Below are 23,841 nucleotides of genomic sequence, written 5' to 3'. Positions count from 1 at the left end.
CGGGAGAGGGGGACGTCGGCTGCTGTCGTGGGAGTAGGGATAATCGACCGGGTATTCGACGCGTGTCGTGATCAGGAGGAGAAGTAGATGGTGTCTGGTGGATCCGGTTCGCACTCGACGGCGATCGAAGATCTACCTGGGCTCGTCGACCGTGTCGTCGCGGCCGAGCCCGACAGGACCGTCGACATCGGCGGCAATGTCGTGTCCTACGGTGCCGTCCAACTGGAGCTGACGAATCTGGATGCTGCCATGGGCGGGGTTCTCGGCGCCGACGCCCTCGTTCCGCTTGCGCTGTCGACGCTCGCTCCGGGAGCCGTCGAGTCGGCCGACGGTGGTCTGGAGTCCGTCGTCGCCGCAATCGTGAGCGACGTGCGTTCGGTTCTCGGCTCGGACTCCCTACAGACGGGTGTGGGGGAACACGTCACCTTGGCCACCCGTTTCCGCGATCGCGCGGACCGCACTCCGGACGCCGTTGCCCTCGAATTCGACGGCCGGACCCTGACGTACGGCGAATTCTCCTCTCACGTCGATCGCTTGGCTCGCCGACTCGTCGAACTGGGGGTCGGCCCCGATGTTCGAGTCGGCCTGTCCATCTCCCGCTCCGTGGACCTTGTGGTCGCGATGTACGCGATCGTCGAGGCGGGCGGCGCCTACGTCCCCATCGATCCGGGTCACCCTGCGGAGAGAATCGCCTACGTCGTCGGCATCGCCGAGCCGCTGCTCGTGCTCACCTCGTCGGGGGAGCACGTGGCGCTGCCGGACGGCATCCCGGTTCTGTCGGTGGACACCGAGCCGCTCGACGACTACTCGTCCGACCCGTTGACCGACGCCGAGCGGCCGTTCGGCCCGGCACGTCCGAGCAACACCGCCTACGTCATCTTCACCTCCGGCTCCACGGGACGACCCAAAGGTGTCGCCGTCTCGCACGAAGCAATCGTGGCGAACCTCGATTGGCGACAGGCAGCGTACCCGTTGTCCGACGCCGACGTCGTTCTGCAGAAGACACCGTTCACGTTCGACGTATCGGTGTGGGAGTTCTTCTGGCCGCTGCAGGCAGGGGCACGGTTGGTGATCGCGGCGCCGGACGGTCATCGCGACCCCGCCTACATCGCCGACACGATGCGTGCGCACGGGGTGACCACGACTCACTTCGTGCCCTCGATGTTGACGGTCTTTCTCGGCCAGTTCGACGGTTCGGACGAGCGAGACAGCCTGCCGGCACTGAAGCAGGTGTTCGCGTCCGGCGAGGCACTTCCGGCCAGCTCCGCTCGCCGGTTCCACGAGCTGTTCGACGCGGAACTGCACAACCTCTACGGCCCGACCGAGGCCGCCGTCGACGTGACCTTCCACCGGACCGACAGTGCCGACGCGGTGTCCGTTCCGATCGGATCGGCGGTGCCGCGCACCGAACTGCACGTACTCGACGAAGGCTTGAACCCGACGCCGCCCGGGGTACCGGGTGAGCTCTATCTGTCGGGTGTGCAATTGGCGCGTGGGTACCTGGGCCGCCCGGATCTGACGGCCGACCGCTTCGTCGCGAACGTGAACTCCTCGTCCGGCGAGCGGATGTACCGCACCGGCGACCTCGTGCGGTGGAACAACGACGGGGTGCTGGATTACCTCGGACGCACCGACTTCCAGGTCAAACTTCGCGGTCTGCGTATCGAGCTCGGCGAGATCGAGGCAGCGCTGCTCACGCTGGGCGAGGTTCGCCAGGCCGTGGTGGTCGTCGTCTCCGACGAGTCCGACAACGGAGTCGACGACAGATTGGTGGCGTACGTCGTCACCTCGACGGGCACGGCGGATTCCGAGCAGTTGGCGGCCGGAGTTCGCGGCACGTTGCCGGACTACATGGTGCCGGCCGTGTTCGTCGCGCTCGACGAGTTTCCGCTGAACGCCAGCGGAAAGCTCGATCGTAAGGCACTTCCCGTGCCCGGCTCCGCGGACCTGGCGACCGAGTACCGCGCCCCCGAGAACGACGTCGAGCGCGCGATCGTCGCCGTGTTCGAGGACGTTCTCGGTGTCGACCGAGTAGGCGTCGACGACGATTTCTTCGCTCTGGGCGGCAACTCCCTGAGCGCGACGCGCGCGGTCGCTCGCGTCAACGCGGACTCGAAGGTCAAGGTCGACGTCCGCGGTTTCTTCGACACTCCGACGGCTGCGGGACTCGCCGCGTCGGTGGAGAGTGCACTGGCGTCGGGAACATCGGCCACCTCCGTGCCCCTGACTCGGCGTGAACGCCCCGACGTCGTCCCCCTGTCGATGGCACAGCAGCGCATGTGGTTTCTCAATCGACTGGACCCGACGTCGGCCGTCGACAACATCCCCGTCGCGATCCGGTTGTCCGGCGAACTGGACAAGGATGCGCTGACCACGGCAGTCGAGGACGTGGTCCAACGCCACGAGGTGCTTCGAACGCTGTACCCCGACACCGACGGTGTGGGCCGTCAGGTCGTCGCGGACATGGGTGACCGCACTCCGGAACTCGAGACCGTCGTCGTGAGTGAGCAGACCGTTCTGGACCGAGTCGTCGAGCTGGTGTCGGCAGGCTTCGACGTGACGTCCGAGGTTCCCGTCCGGTTGACACTGTTGGAACTGGAGTCGAGCGAACACGTACTCGTCGTGGTCGCGCATCACATTGCAGCAGACGGTTTTTCGATGGTTCCGCTCACCCGGGACATCGTGTCCGCATACGTGGCGCGCACAGCAGGGGCGGCGCCGGAATGGGCGCCACTCGAGGTGCAGTACGCCGATTATTCGCTGTGGCAGCGAGAGGTACTCGGATCGGACGACGATCCGAACTCGCTCATCGCCGAACAGGAACGATTCTGGATCGGCGCACTCGCCGATAGTCCGGTCCAACTCGATCTGCCCTCGGACCGACGTCGACCGGCCGTGGCGTCGGGCCGCGGCGCGAACTTCTCGGCCTTCGTCGACGCCGAGATGCGGCGCAGGGTCGAGACTTTGGCCTCGGGCCGAGGCGCTACCCCGTTCATGGTGGTGCACGCCGCACTCTCGGTGTTGCTGGCGAAGCTGTCGGGCACGTCGGACATCGTGGTCGGGACCCCGGTGGCGGGACGAGGGGAGCAGGTACTCGACGAGTTGGTCGGCATGTTCGTCAACACGTTGGTGTTGCGAGCCGACGTTCAGGACCGCCGGACCTTCACCGAGTTGTTGAATTCCGTCCGAGACACCGATCTCGACGCCTTCGCGCACGCGGACGTACCGTTCGAGCGACTCGTCGAGGTTCTGGACCCGGCTCGGTCGCAGGCCCGTCATCCGCTCTTCCAGGTCCTCCTGGTGTTCCAGAACGTCGGTTCGACCGATCTTCGGCTCCCCGGTCTCACGGTGTCAGGCGTGGAGTTCGACACCGCTGTCGCGAAGACGGACCTGCAGGTGACCGTGTCCGATCGTGGGGACGGGTGGTCGCTCGATCTGACCTACGCCACCGATCTCTTCGACGAACCAACGGTCGCGGACATGGCGCGACGGTTCCTCCTCGTGCTGGACTCGGCCGTTTCGACGCCCGATCTGCCGGTGGCGTCCGTGGACATCGTCGACGAGTCCGAGCGGACTCGGGTGCTGCACGAGTGGAATGCGACCGACCACGTCGTCGCCGACGTCACCCTGCTGGACGGGTTCCATCGGGCAGTAGCGGAGTCTCCGCACGCGCAGGCACTGCAGTTCGGTGACGAATCGCTGACGTACGCCGAGTTCGCCTCCCGTGTCGCTCGGCTCGCGCGGTACCTGCTCGGACGGGGCGTCGGTCCGGAAGTGTTGGTCGCGGTTGCGATTCCACGCTCGCTCGACATGATGGTCGCGGTGTACGCGGCACTCGAGGCCGGCGGTGGGTACGTACCGATCGACCCGAGCCAGCCGGCCGAACGGAACCGGTACATTCTCGAGACCTCGCGTGCCTCCGTCGTACTGACGACGTCCGACGCCGATGTGGCCGGTGGAGTCGCCGAGACCGTTCGCCTCGACGGACTGAGTCTGTCCGAGTTGTCGGGCGCCCCGCTGTCCGACGTCGATCGCCGAGCGCCCCGAGGCGACAACGTCGCCTACGTCGTGTTCACCTCCGGTTCGACCGGCAGGCCGAAGGGCGTCGCCGTATCGCATTCGGCCGCAGCGAACCAGACAGCGTGGTTCGCGGCCGAATACGGGATCAGCAGTCAGGACTCGGTGCTTCAGAAGACGCCGTTCACCTTCGACGTCTCGGTGTGGGAGTTGTTCGTGCCGCTCGCATCCGGGGCGCGACTCGTCGTCGCGATTCCGGACGGTCACCGTGATCCGGCCTATCTGGTGGATGTGGTCGAATCGGAGGGAATCACCGCGCTGTCCTTCGTGCCGTCGATGGTCGGTGCGTTCCTGGGAGAGTCGGTCGGCCGCGACCTCTCGGCTCTCCGCCTGATCCAACTGGCCGGGGAGGCCTTGCCGACCTCGACGGTGACCGCACTGTCGAAAGTGACCGACGCATCGGTGCACAACCTCTACGGCCCAACGGAATTCACTGTTCACGCGACGGCCCGTTCGGTCTCCGGCGCGGAAGCTCCAGCTGACGCATCCGTACCCATCGGCACCCCGGTGTGGAACACGGCTGCGTACGTACTCGACGGCAGTCTTCATCCGGTACCGGTAGGTGTCGCAGGTGAGCTGTATCTGTCCGGACGGCAGATCGCGCGCGGGTACTACGGTCGACCCGATCTGACCGCCGACCGGTTCCTCGCCGATCCGTTCGGCGGCGGGAGGATGTATCGCACCGGCGACCTCGTGCGCTGGAACCAACGAGGCGACCTCGAGTACATCGGCCGAACCGATTTCCAGGTGAAGCTGCGAGGACTGCGTATCGAACTGGGCGAGATCGACGCTGTCGCCCGCACCGTTCCCGGCGTCGCGGATGCAGTTGCCGTCGTGCGCAACGACCGGATAGCGCTCTACGTCGCGTCGCCGGCGAGCGACCGTGTGGACGCGGCCGAACTGCGAGAGACGCTACGACGTGAACTGCCGTCGTACATGGTGCCGGCCGCGATCGTCGAACTCGACGAGTTCCCGGTCAATTCCGCCGGAAAGCTGGATCGTGGAGCACTACCCGAACCGCAGGTGGAAGCGGCAGAATTCCGCGCGCCGTCGACCCCCGTCGAGGAGATCGTCGCGAGCGTGTTCGGTGAGGTGCTGGGGGCCGAACGGGTAGGAGTCGACGACGATTTCTTCGCGCTCGGCGGAAACTCGTTGATCGCCACACGAGTCGTGTCACGGCTGGGTGCTGCGCTGAACACGACGGTTCCGGTTCGACTGATGTTCGAAACCTCGACCGTCGCAGCCCTGGCGACACGAATCGAGAGCGAGGCAAGCGGTGGGGCACGGGTACCTCTCGTCCCGCGTCCGCGGCCCGATCGTGTGCCACTGTCCCTCGCGCAGCAGCGCATGTGGTTTCTCAACCGACTGGACACGGAGTCGGCGGTCAACAACATCCCGGTCGCGATCCGGTTGTCCGGCCTGCTGGACAGACATGCACTGCACGTCGCGGTCGCCGACGTACTGGCCCGCCACGAATCTCTGCGGACGGTGTACCCAGAGGTGGACGGGGTGGGCAGCCAGGAAGTCGTGCCGACCCGCGCTGTCATCCCCGACCTCGCCCCCATCCCGATAGACGCCGACGAGCTTCCGGCAGCGATCGAGGAGACCGTGCTCGCCGGTTTCGACGTCACCGGGCGAGCGCCGTTCCGCGCGAGCCTGTTCGAGGTGTCGTCGACCGAGCACGTTCTGGTGTTCGTCGTCCATCACATCGCCGCGGACGGGTACTCGCTCGGTCCGCTCACGCGAGACGTCGTCCGGGCCTACACCGCACGCGCGGCAGGGCTGGACACCGATTGGGAACCACTTGCCGTCCAGTACGCCGACTACACGCTCTGGCAGCGGGAAGTGCTCGGCTCCGAGGACGATCCGAATTCGATCATCTCCGCGCAGAAGGATTACTGGCAGAGCGCGCTCGCCGGGCTCCCTGCTCAGTTGGATCTGCCGTTCGACCGTCGCCGTCCGGCCGTGGCGAGCAATCGCGGTCGAACCCACCGATTCGAGGTCTCCGGCGAGCTTCGCGCGTCCGTGGAACGGACCGCGCAGGAGCACCGAGCCACTCCGTTCATGGTGGTGCACGCTGCGTTGTCCGTCCTGCTCGCACGACTGTCGGCAACGTCGGACATCGCCATCGGTGCGCCCATCGCCGGCCGCGGCGACGCAGCGCTGGACGACATGATCGGTATGTTCGTCAACACCCTCGTCCTGAGAACGGACGTGGATACCGCGGCATCCTTCGAGGACCTGCTCGACACGGTGCGCCGCACGGATCTCGCGGCATTCGCCAACGCCGATTTACCGTTCGAACGCCTCGTGGAGATACTCGATCCGGCTCGGTCCGCGGCGCGTCACCCACTCTTCCAGGTAGCGCTCTTCTTCCAGAATCTCGGCCGATCCTCGTTGGAGCTGCCGAATCTGTCCGTGTCGGCAGTCGACTTCGACGCCGGGATCGCCAAGTTCGATCTGCAGGTCGCGGTCAGTGAGCCGGTCGACGGCAATGGATGGTCCGTCGAATTCGCTTACGCAACCGACCTTTTCGATCCGGCGTCCGTCGAGACGCTCGAACGGCGATTCCTCCGCGTTCTCGAGCAGATCACCGACGAGCCGACGGTGATCGTCGGCGATATCGAGCTGGTCGCTGCGGACGAGGCGGAGCTGCTCGTTGCCGGATGGAACGAGACCGGACGAACCGTCGACGATGCGATGCTGCTCGACCGGTTCGCCGACGCCGCGCGCGAGACACCGAACGCCGTCGCGGTGGTGTACGAGGACGACTCTCTGACGTACGGCGAATTCGCCGCGAGGGTGGACGAACTCGCGCGCGTGCTGGTGGACGCAGGCGCGGGGCCCGACGCTTTGGTCGCCATCGCGATGCGCCGATCGATCGACCTGGTCGTCGGAATGTATGCGGTGCTGCGTGCGGGCGCAGGCTTCGTCCCCATCGACCCCGATCACCCGGTGGAGCGAATCGACTACATACTCGGTGCCGCACAACCGGTCTGCGTCCTCGTGCGCGGTCGGGACCTGTTCACACCTCCCGGGGCCGTCCGAGTGATCGACGTGGACTCCGCGCCGGCCGAGTTCCGGGGCGGCAAGGACGTGGTCCTGCCGCGTTCTCGTGCGTCTGCCGAGTCCGTCGCATACGTGATCTTCACGTCCGGGTCCACCGGCCGTCCCAAGGGCGTAGCAGTGAGTCACCGCGCGATCGTGAACCAGATGGAATGGATGCAGTCCGAGTACTCGCTCGACGCGTCGGACGTGTATCTGCAGAAGACCGCGACGACGTTCGACGTCTCGCTCTGGGGATTCTTCCTTCCGCTGAGAGTGGGAGCACAACTGGTGCTCGCCACCCCCGATGGTCATCGCGACCCCCGCTACCTCGCCGAGTTGATCTCGCAGCGACACGTGACGGTCACGGACTTCGTTCCTACGATGCTGTCGGTGTTCGCATCGGCGGTAGGACGTGCGGCGCTTCGGTCCGTGCAGCAGATCTTCGTCATCGGTGAAGCTCTTCCCGGAGAAGCGGTCCGTGACTTCGCGCGAGTCTCGGACGCGCGGGTGCACAACCTGTACGGCCCCACCGAGGCGGCCGTGTCGATCACGTACGCGGACGTGACCGACACCGCGATCGGCTCGGCTGTCACCATCGGGCGACCCGAGTGGAATTCCGCTGTCTACGTGCTCGATTCACGACTCCGGCCGGTCCCGGTCGGAGTTCCGGGCGAGCTCTACCTTGCCGGCGTCCAGCTTGCGCGTGGCTACCACGGTCGAGTCGACCTGACGGTCGATCGATTCGTGGCCAATCCGTTCGTGTCTCGCTCGTCCTCGGCCAGCAGCCGGATGTACCGGACGGGCGACCTCGTGGTGTGGCAATCCGACGGCACGCTCGAGTACATCGGTCGCACCGATTTCCAGGTCAAGTTCCGTGGGCAACGTATCGAGTTGGGTGAAATCGAGGCCGCGCTCGCTGCCCACCCGCGGGTGGGCTTGTCCGCCGCTGCGGTGGTGCAGACGAACACCGGTGACCAACTCGTCGGATACGTCGTTCCTGCGTCCGCCGAGGACACCGACATCGACATCGACGAACTGCGCGATTCGCTTGCCGAGGCGCTGCCTCGCTACATGATTCCCGGTGCGATCCTCACGCTCGACGAGTTCCCGTTGAACACCTCCGGCAAGCTGGACCGGAAGGCGCTTCCCGCCCCGACGGTCCATGCCACGCAGTTCCGAGCACCTCGCACACCGATCGAGGAGATCGTCGCAGACGTCTTCGCGGACGTACTCGGTCTCGAACGGGTCGGTCTCGACGACGACTTCTTCGAATTGGGCGGCAACTCGCTCGTTGCGACTCAGCTCGTGTCCCGACTCGGAGTCGCCCTGGACAGTCGAGTTCCGGTACGCATGGTCTTCGATGCGTCTTCGGTCGAATCCCTTGCGGCACGCGTGGAGTCGGGCTCCGGCGCCCGCCCCGCTCTGACCCCCCGCCCGCGACCGGACCGCATTCCACTGTCGCCTGCGCAGCAGCGCATGTGGTTCCTGAACCGTCTGGAGCCCGAGTCGGCGGTGAACAACATCCCGGCGGCGGTGCGATTGAGCGGTGCACTCGACGTCGATGTGTTGCGTGCAGCGATCGACGATGTCGTCGCTCGTCACGAAAGTCTGCGCACGGTGTACCCGGAATCTTCCGGAACCGGAATCCAGATGGTCCTTCCTGCCACGGCTGTTCGACCGGACTTCCGGGTGGAGCAGGTCTCCGAGGCCGACGTGGTCTCTGCGGTGACCACGATCGTGTCCGAAGGATTCGACGTCACCCGGTCGGTGCCGGTTCGAATTCGGCTGCTGGACCTCGGCAATGACGAGTACGTGCTGGTCGTCGTCGCCTATCACATTGCTGCCGACGGCTTCTCGATGATGCCGTTGATCCGAGACGTGGTGACGGCCTACGTGGCGCGCGGAGCAGGCGACGAGCCGGGATGGTCGCCCCTGCCGGTGCAGTACGCGGACTACACGTTGTGGCAGCGCGAAGTACTGGGGTCCTCGGACGATCCGACGTCACCCATGGCTGCCCAGGAACGGTACTGGCTCGAACGGTTGCGTGATGCTCCGGACGAGCCGGCACTACGGGTCGATCGTTCCCGTCCCGCCGTGGCCAGTGGGCGGGGTGCCGCCCACCGCTTCACCATCGACGCGAAGACGGTGGCAGCCATCGATTCCGTGGCAACCCGTGCCGGCGTGACTCCGTTCATGGTGGTGCACGGTGCGCTGGCCGTGTTGTTGTCGCGGGTGTCCGGTGAATCCGACGTGGTGGTGGGCACTCCGATCGCCGGTCGCGGTGAAGCCGAGCTCGACGACGTGATCGGAATGTTCGTCAACACGTTGGTGCTTCGAACGCCGGTGGCAGGAACCTCGACGTTCGTCGACCTGTTGAAGGTCGTCCGCGAAACGGACCTGTCCGCCTTTGCACACGCGGACGTTCCCTTCGAGCGTGTCGTCGAGGTTCTCGATCCACCGCGAGTCGGTGGACGACACCCGTTGACCCAGGTGCTGCTCACGTTCCAGAACTTCGCATCCACCTCGTTCTCGCTACCCGGTCTGAAGGCATCGTCGATCGACTTCGACGCCGCGGTGGCCAAGATGGACCTTCAGGTAACTGTCGGGGAGCCCACTGCAGGCCTCGACGGCGCACCGGTCCGTGAGGCCGAAATCGTCTACGCCACCGACTTGTTCGACGCGTCGACGATCGAACTACTCACCGCGCAGTTCGTCACGGTGCTCGGTGCGGTCGCGGCTGATCCTTCGGTCGTCGTCGGTGATATCGACCTCGTCGACGACGCGGAGCGAAGCCGATTGCTGGTGGAGCTGAACTCGACCGATCACGATCTGGATCCGTCGGCGACGCTGGTCTCGATGTTCGAGTCACGCGTGTCGATCTCGCCGAATGCAGTGGCGTTGACCTACGAAGGCGAGGCCGTCGCATACGGAGAACTCGACTCGCGTGCCAACCGCCTCGCGCGGTACCTCGTCGAGCGCGGCGTCGGTCCGGGCGGAACGGTGGCAGTAGCGGTCGGCCGGTCGATCGAGCTCATGGTCGGCATCTACGCGGTGCTGAAGGCAGGGGCCGCGTACGTTCCGGTCGATCCGTCGCAGCCGACCGAGCGAATCTCCTACATCCTCGACACTGCGGCCACCGCGCTGACCCTGACGACGACGCGTGATCGCGGAGAACTCGCGGGCGACGACGTGGTCGTGCTGGACGACGTGGACACGACCGTCCACCCCGACCGTCCCCTCACCGACGCCGAGCGCACGGGAGCACTCACGCCTCGGGATCCCGCGTACGTTCTGTTCACCTCCGGTTCCACCGGAAAGCCCAAGGGCGTCGTCGTCGAGCACCGTTCGATCGTCAACCGTCTGGTGTGGATGCAGGACGAGTACGAGCTGACGGTGGACGACACCGTGGTGCAGAAGACGCCGACGACGTTCGACGTGTCCGTGTGGGAACTGTTCTGGCCGTTGCAGATCGGCGCTCGACTGGTGATCGCACGGCCGGACGGGCACCGTGATCCGAAGTACGTCGCAGAGCTGATCGCCGCGGAACGCGTGAGCGTGGCGCACTTCGTTCCGTCGATGCTCGGGGTGTTCGCCGCCGAGCCGTCTGCGGCGTCGGACAGGTCTCTGCGGATCGTGTTCTCGTCAGGTGAAGCCTTGCCGACGTCGACGGCGCGTGCTCTCGCCGAGGTTCTTCCGTCCACCCGATTGGTGAACCTGTACGGACCGACGGAAGCGGCTGTCGACGTCACCTTCCACGAGGTCTCCGAAGCTGATATCGCCGCCGTCCCGATCGGTCGACCGGTCTACAACACGCAGGTGTACGTTCTCGACGCGCGACTGAACGCGGTCGGCGTCGGCGCGGTCGGCGAGTTGTATCTCGGTGGCGTGCAACTGGCGCGCGGATACTCGTCCCGCCCCGATCTCACCGCGGACCGATTCGTCGCGAACCCGTTCGGCGTCGACGGCGCGCGGCTCTACCGCACCGGCGACCTCGTGCGGTGGAACTCCGCCGGCGAGATCGAGTACATCGGACGGTCGGACTTCCAGGTCAAACTGCGCGGATTGCGCATCGAACTCGGAGAGATCGAATCCTCTGTGCTGCAATCGGATTCGGCTGGACAGGCGGTCGTTCTGGTCCGTGGTGACCGGCTGGTCGCCTACGTCGTTCCCGCAGCAGGTCGAGTCGTCGACGTGGACGCGATCCGGCGCACCGTCGCGGAGTCGCTGCCCGAGTACATGGTGCCCGCGGCGTTCGTCGTGCTCGACGAGTTCCCCCTCGGCTCAGCGGGCAAGCTCGACCGCAAGGCGCTGCCGGACCCGGCGCCCCAGCTGTCGGAGTTCCGTGAACCGACGTCCGAGGCTCAGGTCACGGTTGCCAGTGTCTTCACCGAGGTCCTGGGGCTCGAACGGGTCGGTCTCGACGACAACTTCTTCGACCTCGGCGGCAACTCGCTCATCGCTACCCAGGTCGTGTCCCGCGTCGGCGCGGCGCTCGATGCGTCGATTCCGGTCAGAACACTGTTCGATTTCTCGACGGTCGAATCCTTCGCCGCCGCAGTCGAGAGTCTGGCCGGCACGGGTAGCCGGGCACCTCTGGTCGCGACCGAGCGTCCGGCGAGGCTGCCGCTGTCGCTGGCGCAGCAGCGGATGTGGGTGCTGAGCACCATCGACCCGGAGTCGAGCGCGTACAACATCCCCCTCGCGGTGCGTTTGACCGGCGAGCTGAACCAGGATGCGCTCGCCGCGGCGATCGGCGATGTCGTCGCTCGCCACGAAACGCTGCGTACGACCTACCCGTCGGACACCGACGGTCCGGAGCAGAAGATCCTGTCACCGCAGGAGGTCGTGTTCGACCTGCGTCCCACAGTCGTCGACGGTGAAGAAGAGGCGTTCGAGGCAGTCGCCCAGCTGGTTCTCGGAGGATTCGACGTCGCGGCGACGGTACCGGTTCGTGTGGGGTTGGTTCAGCTGAGCCCGACCGAGCACGTGCTTGCCCTCGTCGTCCATCACATCTCCGCCGACGGCGCCTCGATTGCGCCGCTCGCCCGGGATGTCATGGTGGCCTACTCGGCCCGGACGCAGGGCACCCCACCGATGTGGACTGCGCTCCCCGTGCAGTACGCGGACTTCGCACTGTGGCAACGCCAGGTGCTCGGCGACACGACCGTTGGGGGATCGCCGGCGTCGACACAGCTCGACTACTGGAAGCAGACCCTCTCGGGAATTCCGGAGGCTGTCGATCTACCGACCGACCGTCCGCGTCCGCCGACCCAGTCGATGCGAGGGCACTCGACGCCGTTCCATGTCGACCCCGCGGCGCAAGCAGGATTGATCGACTTCGCGCGCGATCGTGGCACCTCGCTGTTCATGATCGTGCACGCTGGTCTGGCTGTTCTTCTCGGCCGTCTCAGCGGCAGCAGCGACATCGTCGTCGGAACCCCGGTGGCGGGACGCGGAGCCGCCGAACTCGACGATCTCGTGGGCATGTTCGTCAACACCCTCGCGCTGCGCACCCAAGTCGACTTCGGTGGAACGTTCTCCGGTCTGGTCGACGACGTGCGGTCGGTCGACCTCGGTGCATTCGGGAACGCCGACCTGCCGTTCGAGGAGATCGTCGACGCCGTGGTGCCGGCACGGTCTCAGGCACGCCACCCGATCTTCCAGGTTGCCCTGTCGTTCCAGAACCTCGAACGGGTGAAGTTGGAACTGCCGGGACTCTCGGTGGAAGGCCTGGAGGCGGGCGAGCTCGGCGCGAAGTTCGACCTGCAGTTCACCGTCGAGTCCAGGATGGACGACGCCGGCGAACCTGCCGGACTGTTCGGCTCGCTGCTGTACGCCACCGACCTGTTCGACGAGCAGACTGCGGCGTCGTTCGCAGACCGACTGACGCGCATCCTCACCGCTGTCGCGTCGGATCCGTTCGTGATCGTCGGTGATATCGAGATCATGTCCGACGAGGAAAGGGCTCGAACCGACGCGCAGACGACCTCGGCTGGGGCGAACGACGCCACGGCGGTCGCCGTCGAACGGTCGCTGCCGCAGGTGATCGGATCCGTGGTCGAGCTCGATCCGGAGGCTCCCGCGGTCGTGGACAACGGTGACGAGATGTCCTACATCGACATCGAAGGACGGTCGTCCGCGCTGGCGCGTGTCCTGGTCGACCGCGGTGTCGGGCCCGGTGATCGCGTGGTCGTCGACGTCGCGATGTCGGTGGATTGGGTAGTGACCGTGCTTGCGGTCGTGTTCGCGGGTGCCGCCGTGGTGGTGTCGGAGGCGGACACACCCGCTTCGGTACTCGGCACGAGCGCGGATGCGACGTGGGTGATCGGCACCTCCGACTCTCAGAAGAGTGACGGTGCGCAGCTCGTTGCGCTCGACGATCCCGCGGTGTCCGACGCCGTGCAGTCCGCATCGCGTCGTCCGATTGCGTACTCTGCGCGCACCCGACTGCTCGCCGTCGACGACGCGGCTGTCGTCGTGGTCGACGATCGAGCGACCGAGCCGTTCGTGATCGCCCAGAGTGAGTTGGTGGCGTCGTTGCTCGCCGCGGATGCACGACTGTCGATGACGTTCGAGTCCCGGGTGCTCGCGGATGTCGCTGCGGGACGGCTCTGGCATCTGTCCACACTGCTGTCGTCCGCTCTCGTCGGCGCGGCGTGGGTGGTACCAGCGGCCGGCGTCTCGCTGAGCGATGCGGTCCTGGACGACTGGGTCACGCATGCGTTCGTCACCGCGGATCGAGTCGAGGAGCTGTCCGAGGAAGAGTCCGAGGACCTCCAGTTCGTCGTTCTCGTCGACGCACCGACCGAGGGCGAACCCGCGGCACGTGCGATCGGAGAGGCTCGGGTGACTGCAGGCGAACGAGCTTTCGGGCGCGGCTAGGGCGGCGTCTCGGCCCGGCCGGGCGGACCTTACCGCGCAGTAACGTCGTCCGCTCGGCAATCGATGAACGGTGGGGTACGCAATCTGCGGTGCCGAGTGCATCGAACCACCTGTAGTTCGCATACCGGTGTGGATGTAACCGAGCTTCGGCCCCAGGGCCGAGCGTCGATCGAAGGGGCGAAACGGAACGTGTACGTGCAGTCAGCAAAAATGGACATCGTGTACTGCATGGACTGCACCGGCTACCGCACGGACCGCGACGTATGAACGACGACCGACCCTCGGATGTCGACCGTGCACGGTCGACGCGCAGACCCAGGCCTCCACGACCCCGCAGGGTACGGAACACGTCTCCGCTGCTGCCTCAGTTGCTCGCGGCGGCCGTCGAACTGGACCCGTCGCACACCGCGTTGGTAGCAGGAGACATCGCGCTGTCCTACGCCGAGCTCGATCGTCGATCGTCCCGGATCGCACGCGTGCTGATCTCGTCCGGAATCGGGCCGGAATCGGTCGTCGCGATCGGGATTACTCGATCGATCGAATCGGTGCTGTCGGTGTGGTCCGTCGCCAAGACCGGAGCCGCGTTCCTACCCGTCGACCCCACGTATCCAGCGGACCGAGTGCAGCACATGATCTCGGACTCCGGCGCGCGAGTCGGCCTGACCACCAGCAAATTTCGGGACTCTCTGCCCGACGAGTGTGTGTGGACGGTCCTCGACGACGCAAGATTCCAGACCGAACTGGACCGCGTCTCCGACGAGCGAATCTCGGTGTCGGATCGGACCGCAGTACTCCGTAGCGACAATCCGGCGTACCTGATCTACACGTCGGGCTCGACGGGTCTGCCCAAGGGCGTCGTCGTGACCCATCGTGGACTCGCCGACCTCACGGCCGCTCAGAAGGCCGATTACGGGCTCACCAGCCAGGCACGCACACTGCACTTCGCATCACCGAGCTTCGACGCGTCGGTGCTGGAACTGTCGATGGCCGTTGCCGCCGGTTCCACGATGGTCGTGGCACCGACCGACATCTACGGTGGAGCGGAACTGGGTGCCTTCCTACGGCGGAACCGCATCACCCACGCGTTCGTCACACCCGCAGCCCTGGCGTCGGTGGAACCGGTCGACCTGGACGACTTGGTGGCCGTCGTGGTCGGCGGTGAAAGTTGTCCACCCGAACTCGTCGAGGCGTGGGCGCCCGGCCGCTCCTTCTTCAACGCGTACGGGCCGACCGAATCCACCGTCGCCAGCACCATCTCGCCGGCACTGAGGCCCGGAGATCCCGTGGTCATCGGTAAGGCGATCGTCGGAACGACAGCGCACGTTCTGGATCGCCGGCTGCGCCCCGTTCCTACCGGCGTCGCCGGTGAGCTGTATCTGGACGGCGCCGGTCTGGCGCGCGGGTACGAGTCACGTCCGGGCTTGACCTCGTCTCGCTTCGTAGCGAATCCGTCGGCCGATCAGGGAACACGGATGTACCGAACGGGGGACGTCGTTCGTGTCACGGCCTCCGGTGCTCTCGAATATCTCGCGCGGAACGACTTCCAGGTCAAGGTCCGCGGGTTCCGTATCGAACTCGGCGAGATCGACACCGCGTTGTCCTCGCACGACGCCGTGGCGTTCGCGGTGACCGTCGGAGTTCCTGGACCGACCGGAGACACTGCGCTCGTCTCCTACGTCCGTCCGGTCGTAGGCCACGAGATCGATGCCGCCGAGCTCACGGCATTCGCCGGCGGTGTGCTGCCCAAACACATGGTGCCCGCGTCGATCATGCAGATCGACACCGTTCCGCTCACCCCGTCGGGCAAGCTCGACCGTGACGCGCTTCCCGAACCGGTGTTCGCGAGTCGTGAATATCGTTCTCCCGAAACAGCGTCCGAGCGCGCGGTGGCAGCGGTGTTCTCGACGATTCTCGGAATCGAACAGGTCGGGCTCGACGACGACTTCTTCGAACTGGGCGGCAATTCCCTGTCCGCGACCAGACTCGCGGCGAGAATCGGCGCTGCCACGGACGTCAACATCGCTGCAGGTGAGGTGTTCCAGGATTCCACGGTCGCCGGCCTGGCTCGGGCTGTGGACGCAAAGGCAGGAGCTGCTCGCCGCATCGCGTTGGGAGAGCTACCGCGTCCTGATCGTATTCCGGTTTCGTTGGCGCAGCAGCGCATGTGGTTCTTGAATCGGTTCGACGCGGAATCTGCCGCGTACAACATTCCCGTCGCGATCCGGTTGTCCGGCGCTCTGGACGTCGATGCGTTACGGGCTGCGATCGACGACGTGGTGGGACGGCACGAGCCGTTACGGACGTTGTATCCCGAGGACGAGTCGGGGCCGGTGCAGAAGATTCTGCCCGCCGCCCAGGCAGGTGTCGATCTCGAGGTCGTCGATGTCGATCCTGGTGAGATCGTGTCTGTAGTGCGAGCATTGGCGGCCACATCCTTCGATGTCACCGCCCAGGTGCCGGTTCGGGTGCGGTTGTACCGGTTGTCGGAGACCGAGTACGTGTTGGCGTTGGTGGTTCAGCACATCTCCGCCGACGGTGGATCGATGGGTCCGTTGACCCGCGATGTGATGGTTGCGTACGGTGCCCGGTCTGCCGGTGGGGTTCCGGGGTGGGCGCCGCTGGAGGTTCAATACGCAGATTTCGCGATCTGGCAGCGTGAAGTTCTCGGTTCCGAAGACGATCCGAGATCGATTGCGTTCGAACAGTTGTCGTTCTGGAAGCAGGAGCTCGCCGGGCTTCCGGATCAGCTGGAGTTGCCGACGGATCGGCCGCGACCTGCTGTGCAGTCCTTTGCCGGCGGGAAGATCGATTTCTCGATGAACGCCTCGGTCCAGGAGTCGTTGTCGGCGGCGGCACGGTCGAGCAACGCGACGTTGTTCATGGCGGTGCACGCAGCGTGGGCGAGTGTGTTGGCGCGGCTGTCCGGTTCGGTGGACATCGCAGTCGGGTCGCCGATCGCAGGTCGCGGTGAAGCTGCCTTGGACGATCTGATCGGAATGTTCGCGAACACGTTGGTCTTTCGGACCGAGGTGGATCCGTCGGCGAGCTTCGAGCGGACGTTGGCTGCTGTGCGCGAGGTGGACGTGCGTGCACTGGCGCACGCGGACGTTCCGTTCGAGCGGCTCGTCGAGGTGCTCAACCCCGCGCGGTCCACTGCACGTCATCCGCTGTTCCAGGTCGGTCTGTCGTTTCAGAACATCGAGAAGGCGGTGCTCGAACTGCCAGGGCTGTCGGTGTCCGCGGTCGATGCGGACGCCGAGGTCGCGCAGTTCGATCTGCATCTGATCGTCTCCGACCAGTACGACGAGGACGGTAATGCGACAGGGATGGGCGCCACCCTGAAGTACGCGACTGCGTTGTTCGACGAGGACACCGCCCGGTCGATCGTGGATCGGTTCGTCGCGTTCGTGACTGCGGTGGCGTCGGACCCCTCCGTCGTCGTGGGTGATGTGGACATCATGGGCGCGAGTGAGCGCGAGCTCACGGTGGTGACGTGGAACGAGACGGCGCACGAGATCGATTCGGGGGCGACTCTGGTGGCCGCTGTCGACTCGGCAGTGTCCGGTCGTCAGGATGCGATCGCGTTGACGTTCGGGGATCGATCGTGGTCCTACCGGGAGTTCGACGAACGCGTGAACCGTCTTGCTCGATATTTGATTTCGTGTGGTGTCGGGCCCGAATCCACGGCCGCGGTCGCCATCCGGCGGTCGGAGGTGATGGTGTGGGCGATGTTCGCGGTGGTCAAGGCGGGCGGTGCGTACGTGCCCGTCGATCCGGATCAACCCGCGGACCGTGTCGGATACATCGTCGGGTCCGCCGCGCCCGTGGTGGTGTTGATCGCCGGTGGAGACGGTGCCGAGTTCGCCGGCGCGTCGATTCCGGCCGGACAGCGGGTCGTCGACATCGAGGATCTGGACCTCGGCGGCGTCGACGGTACGGCGGTGACGGATGAAGATCGGGCGGTGCCGTTGCGCCCGGACAACACCGCGTACGTGATCTTCACGTCCGGTTCGACCGGTCGCCCCAAGGGGGTCGCGGTGTCGCATCGTTCGGTGGTCAATCAGCTCGAATGGATGCGCGCCGAGTACGAACTGGACGAGTCCGACGTCTTTCTGCTCAAGACTGCTGCGACGTTCGACCTGTCGGTGTGGGAGTTGTGGTCGTGGGTGGTCGTAGGTGGTCGCCTGGTGATCGCCACTGCGGATGGGCACCGCGATCCGGTGTATCTGTCGACGCTCGTGCAGCACGAAGCAGTGACGACATTGCACGTCGTGCCATCGGTGCTCGCGGCGATGGTGGAGGCATCGGGTGGGGCGTTGCCGTCGTCGATTCGTCGGGTACTGGCCATCGGTGAGGCGTTGCCTGCGTCGACTGCGCGGACGGTGCTCGGCGGCGGAAACCTCCGCCTCGACAATGTGTACGGTCCTACCGAGGCCGCGGTGTCGGTCACGTCGATCCAGCTCGAGCTTCCGATCGACTCCGTCGTACCGATCGGCCGGCCGGAGTGGAATTGTCGTGTGGCCGTGTTGGATTCGCGTCTGCATCCGGTTCCTGTCGGCGTCGTGGGCGAGCTGTACCTGTCCGGAGTGCAATTGGCTCGGGGATATCAGGGTCGGTTCGACCTGACCGCGGATCGGTTCGTCGCCGACCCTGCCGGGAGTGGTGAGAGGATGTACCGCACCGGTGATCTGGTCCGGTGGCGAGCCGACGGAGTACTCGACTACATCGGACGCAGTGACTTCCAGGTCAAGATCCGTGGATTTCGAATCGAACTGGGCGAGATCGAGTCCGTGGTCGCCGGTGTGCCCGGAGTTCGTGACGTCGCCGTTCTGGCGCGGTCGGACGAGCGGCTGGGGGACCGCCTGGTCGCGTACGTCGTGGGATCGTCGGGTGACGTCGATCCAGGTGCGGTGAAAGCGGCGGTGGCCGAACGGCTTCCGTCGTACATGATCCCGGCCGCGTTCGTCGTGCTGGACGAGTTGCCTCGGAACGTCAACGGAAAGCTCGACCGTGCTGCGTTGCCCGAGCCCGAGATGGAGGTGCGGGAGTTCCGTGCACCGACATCGCCGACAGCGCAGACGGTGGCCGACGTGTTCGCGGACGTGCTCGGAGTCGAGCAGGTCGGCCTCGACGACGACTTCTTCGAACTGGGTGGCAATTCGTTGGTGGCCACCCAGATCGTGGCTAGGTTGAGCACGGCGGTCGGCTTCCAGGTCCCGTTGCTGTGGATGTTCTCGGGATCGACCGTCGACGCGTTGGCGCGCAGAATCGACGAAGGACCTGCGGTCACGGACGCCCGGACAGCATTGGACGTCGTGTTGCCGATACGACCCTCGTCGTCCGGTCGTCGACTGTGGTGTTTCCATCCGATAGTGGGCGTGTCGTGGTCGTTCGGAGGGTTGGCGCAGACGCTGGCGTCCGACATCGGCATCACCGCACTGCAGTCACCGGCACTGACGGAGCCCGAGTGGGCTCCGAGATCCATAGCGGACTGGGCCGACAGGTACGTCGACGAAATTCGACGCGTTCAACCGGAGGGTCCGTACGAACTCCTGGGATGGTCGCTCGGGGGTGTCCTGGCTCATGCCGTCGCAGTGCGGTTGCAGAAACAGGGGAGCACCGTTCGACTTCTGGCGATGATGGACAGCGCGCTGGGCGGATCGGAGGAAGCAGCCGACGTCGCCGCGCGTGCCACCCCCGTGACGATGTCGCACCTGTTCGGCGCACTCTTACCGGATGCCACGTTCGACGGTTCGGACGTCACCGCGGAGTCCATAGCTGCCGCCGTTGCCACTCTCCCCGCTCCGTTCTCCGAGATCTCGGCGGAGCGAATAGCCGACGTGGTCTCCGGCGCAGAGGAGGCACGCTCCCTGCTGGCCGGGCACGTGCCCGAGGTCTTCGACGGTGACGTGGTGTACTTCACCGCCGGAGTAGACGATCCGACGGGCAGAGTCGGCGCAGATGGATGGCACCCCTTCCTCACCGGTCGGGTGGACAATCAGGTGGTCGAAGAAACTCACTGGAGAATGGCATCTGCTCGCGCATTGGCCATTGTCTCGAAAGTGGTGAACTCGTCGAAATAGTGCATAACAATCGAAAGTATTGTTATGCACTTTTCGATTCGACTTCGATCCTGTTATTTCGGACATTCGACCGTATGCGGCTTGTTCGGGCGACTGTCTCAGAATCCAAAACCTCAGTGTGACTTGGCTGATGCGCTGTTCGCCGCGCGGTCGGCGGGTGTTCGCCGAACCTTTTCGTAATCGTGTTGTAATAGTTCGTCGAGTCCGGGTGAGCATGTTTCCAACGAAGCCTGCCCACGACGAACGGCGGGCGACCTGGCCACGAGGCGGCGTCCAACGAGCACGGTCGAGGGGTTGTTCACGTATGAGTTCGCGGTCCACGTCGTCGAGTGACCGAGTGAAGGGTGAACGAAAGGATCGCGGGCAACGGGGACGTAGACCGGCCCGTAGTCGGGTCACGCTGCTACCGGCGTTGCTGAGTACCGCGGTCGAACGAGATCCGAGCGCCGTCGCGATCGTCGACGGCGAGCGGACGGTCACGTACGCCGAACTCGACGCCCGGTCGTCCAGGCTGGCTCGGTACCTCATCTCCGGCGGAGTCGGCCCCGAAGTCGTGGTCGCACTCGCTCTGACTCGATCGATCGAGTCGATCGTCGCGGTGTGGGCCGTCGTCAAATCGGGAGGCGCCTTCCTTCCGGTCGACCCGTCCTACCCGGCCGAACGCATCCGCCACATGGTGACCGACTCGGGCGCGAGCCGAGGGCTCACCCTCACCGAGCATCTGTCGTCGTCCACCATGCACCCGGCCGGGCTACCGAATGCGTGCGCATGGACCGCGCTCGACGACACCGAGACGGGGGCGCGCCTGGGCGAACTGTCCGACGAGCCGGTGTCCACGAGCGAACGAACCGGTACCCTGCGTGCCGAGAACCCCGCTTATCTCATCTACACCTCCGGCTCGACGGGCACGCCGAAAGGGGTGGTGGTGACGCATGCGGGGCTGGCAGCCCTGTGCGCTCAGGCAGTGCGGACGCTCGACCTGACCCATCGTTCCCGGACACTGCATTTCACCTCACCCAGCTTCGACGTGTCGGTGTTCGACTATCTGATCGCGATCGGCTCGTCCGCAACGATGGTGATCGCGCCTCCGGACAACTACGGCGGCGAAGAACTCGTCGAGCTGCTTCGCCGAGAACGCGTCACGCATGGCTTCTCGACCCCTGCGGCCCTGACATCGGTGGACGGTAACGGACTCGACGACCTGGAGGTTCTGGTCGTGGGAGGCGAGGACTTCGGGGCCGATCTGGTCGCACGGTGGGCACCCGGCAGGTCGCTGATCAACGGGTACGGACCCACCGAGGCCACGATCTTCGCGACGATGTCCGATCCGATCCGGGACGGTTCCCCCGTGACGATGGGCCGCCCTGTCGACGGAATGCGCGCTCACGTTCTCGACGCGCGTCTCGCGCCTGTTCCACCGGGGGTCGCTGGGGAGTTGTACCTTGCCGGACCCGGTGTGGCCAGGGGATATCACGGTCGCTCGTCGTTGACCGCGGCGCGATTCGTGGCCGACCCCCGCGATTCCGCCGGTGGACGTATGTACCGGACGGGCGACCGTGTTCGCAGTACGTCGTCCGGCGGTCTGGAGTACCTCGGCCGCAACGACTTCCAGGTGAAGATTCGCGGATTCAGAATAGAGCTCGGTGAAATAGACGCTGTTCTTCGATCTCACCCGGACGTCGATTTCTCCCTCACGACAGGCGTCGACGCCGGTGCCGGAACCACTGCGCTGGCGTCCTACGTTCTGCCCTCGAAATCCGCAGCACCCGACGCCGCTGAATTGAAGGAGTGGGCGGGCCGGTCTCTGCCGTCGCACATGGTTCCGTCGGCTGTCGTGCTGATCGATCACGTGCCGCTCACCGGTGCAGGCAAAGTGGATCGTTCTGCATTGCCGCAGCCGGAGTTCACCGCGCGTGAGTTCCGTGAACCGTCGACGTTCGCCGAGAAAGCAGTTGCCGCCGTGTATGCGGAACTGCTCGGCCGCGACCGGGTGGGCGCGGACGACAACTTCTTCGAACTCGGTGGGAACTCGCTGATCGGAACCCAGGTTGCAGCACGTGTCGGATCACGGCTCGACTGCTGCGTGCCCGCCCGGTTGTTGTTCGACGCGCCGACGGTCGCAGGTTTGGCTCGCGAAATCGCAGCGATGATCGAGAGATACGGGGAGGGCACTCGCCTGTCGGGCCACCTGGATGTGGACGCTGTCGATCTGGCTGTCTTCGACCTGGTTGCCCGCGAAAAGTCTCGTCGGACATATCACCTGGCGGACGATCCGAGACCGGATCCGGTGACCTTCGATGCTGCCGGTGCGCCGTCCACGACGACACTGCGGGCCACCCTGGTCCCGTTGTCCCCCAATCAGGAGCGGCTGTGGGAGGACAACCGTCTTTCGCAGACCCACGCGCGCAACATTCCTGTGGCCGTACGGATGCAGGGAGAACTGGACGTCTCCGCGTTGCGTGCGGCGGCACTCGATGTCGTCGACAGGCACGAGGTACTTCGAACCGTCTATCCGGATGTCGACGGTGTCGGACACCAGAAGGCAGTCGCAGCCCACGACGTTCGGCTCGACCTCGAACCGATCGACGTCGACGAGAACGACATCGCCTCCGCGGTGGAGAAGGTAGCGGCGACCCGCTTCGACGTGACCGCCGAGGTCCCTGTGCGAACCGCGGTGTTGAGGGTATCGCCGGTCGACCACGTTCTCGTTTTCGTCTTGCACCACATCGCCGGTGACGGATTCTCGATGCGTCCACTCACCACGGACGTGCTGACCGCGTACGTCTCGCGAACAGACGGCCGTACGCCCGAGTGGGAGCCGCTGCCGATCCAGTACGCCGACCATGCCCTGTGGCTTCGAAGCGTCCTGGGTGACCCCGATGATCCAGAGTCGCTGGCACACCGACAGGTCGAGTACTGGCGGTCGCGATTGGACGGCCTCGCGTCGGCCGGACGTGTCCCGACCGATCACGCACGTCCGGCGACGGTGACGACGTCGGGTGCGAATGTCGGCTTCCTGATTTCCGCGGACGTTCGTCGAACCGTGGAAACGTTGGCCGTGGAGAACAACGCATCGCTGTTCATGGCCGTACACGCTGCAGTGGCAGCAGTGCTCGGTCACGAATCGGGATCCGACGACATCGCCGTTCGAATTCCAGCGGCCGGTCGAGGGCTCGCAGAACTCGACGGGCTCATCGGGAAGTTCAACAACTCGGTGGTGCTGCGAACGCGTGTCGACCCGGATACCGCGTTCACGGACCTGCTCGCGCACAGTCGCGCCGTCGACCTGAGTGCTCTGGAGCATGCAGACGTGCCCATCGACGACGTGCTGAGCCGAGTCGACACCGGTGAACTGCCCGTTCAGACGACGGTCAGTTTTCAGAACCTCGGGTGGCCCGGCTTGGAACTGCCTGGCTTGCGGATCACACCGGTCGATTTCGATTACGGGGTCAGCAAATACGAGCTTCAGCTGGTGTTTCAGGACGTGACGGGTGACGCGGGCGACGCCGCGCTGGCAGGAACCGTGCTTTATGCGACCGACCTGTTTCGCGAAGAAACGGCGGAACGACTGGCAGCCGGCGTCTCACGTCTTCTCGACGCCGTGTCGATCGACCCGTCCGTGACCATCGGCGAGGCCCTCGCACCGTCGGTTCCCGGTGCGACCAGAGGAGACTGACGGTCAGGGAAGTTTCACAAAACGCCCAGCCCCGACCGGAGACGACGCGTTCGTCACAGTATCGTGGGCAAGGTA

At 65.5% G+C, this 23,841-nt stretch carries 3 protein-coding genes; all 3 read left to right on the top strand.

The window, feature by feature from the left end; all coding sequences use genetic code 11:
• Positions 1 to 87 precede the first annotated feature (87 nt).
• The 3 genes from CH292_RS01735 (at position 88) to CH292_RS01725 (ending at position 23,766) form a co-directional block, all read left to right on the top strand.
• Complete coding sequence (locus CH292_RS01735) at positions 88 to 14,007, top strand: non-ribosomal peptide synthetase (protein ID WP_094653848.1); 13,920 nt, start codon at positions 88 to 90, stop codon at positions 14,005 to 14,007.
• A 263-nt stretch (positions 14,008 to 14,270) separates the two neighbouring features.
• Positions 14,271 to 20,090, top strand: a complete 5,820-nt coding sequence (locus CH292_RS01730; RefSeq protein ID WP_256977843.1) for a non-ribosomal peptide synthetase — start codon at positions 14,271 to 14,273, stop codon at positions 20,088 to 20,090.
• A 337-nt stretch (positions 20,091 to 20,427) separates the two neighbouring features.
• The gene (locus CH292_RS01725; RefSeq protein ID WP_256977842.1) at positions 20,428 to 23,766 is read left to right on the top strand and encodes an amino acid adenylation domain-containing protein; all 3,339 of its coding nucleotides are present in this window, start codon (positions 20,428 to 20,430) and stop codon (positions 23,764 to 23,766) included.
• The last annotated feature ends 75 nt before the right edge of the window (positions 23,767 to 23,841 follow it).

Origin of the sequence: Rhodococcus sp. 14-2470-1a, from assembly GCF_002259425.1 — a bacterium.
Classification (GTDB): domain Bacteria; phylum Actinomycetota; class Actinomycetes; order Mycobacteriales; family Mycobacteriaceae; genus Rhodococcoides; species Rhodococcoides fascians_E.
Note: the sequence above shows the minus strand (reverse complement) of the source record. Positions and strands in the feature narration are given on the sequence as shown.

Coding starts and splice junctions, on each gene's coding strand:
- CH292_RS01735 (WP_094653848.1), top strand. CDS start 88: ATGGTGTCTGGTGGATCCGGTTCGCACTCGACGGCGATCGAAGATCTA.
- CH292_RS01730 (WP_256977843.1), top strand. CDS start 14,271: ATGAACGACGACCGACCCTCGGATGTCGACCGTGCACGGTCGACGCGC.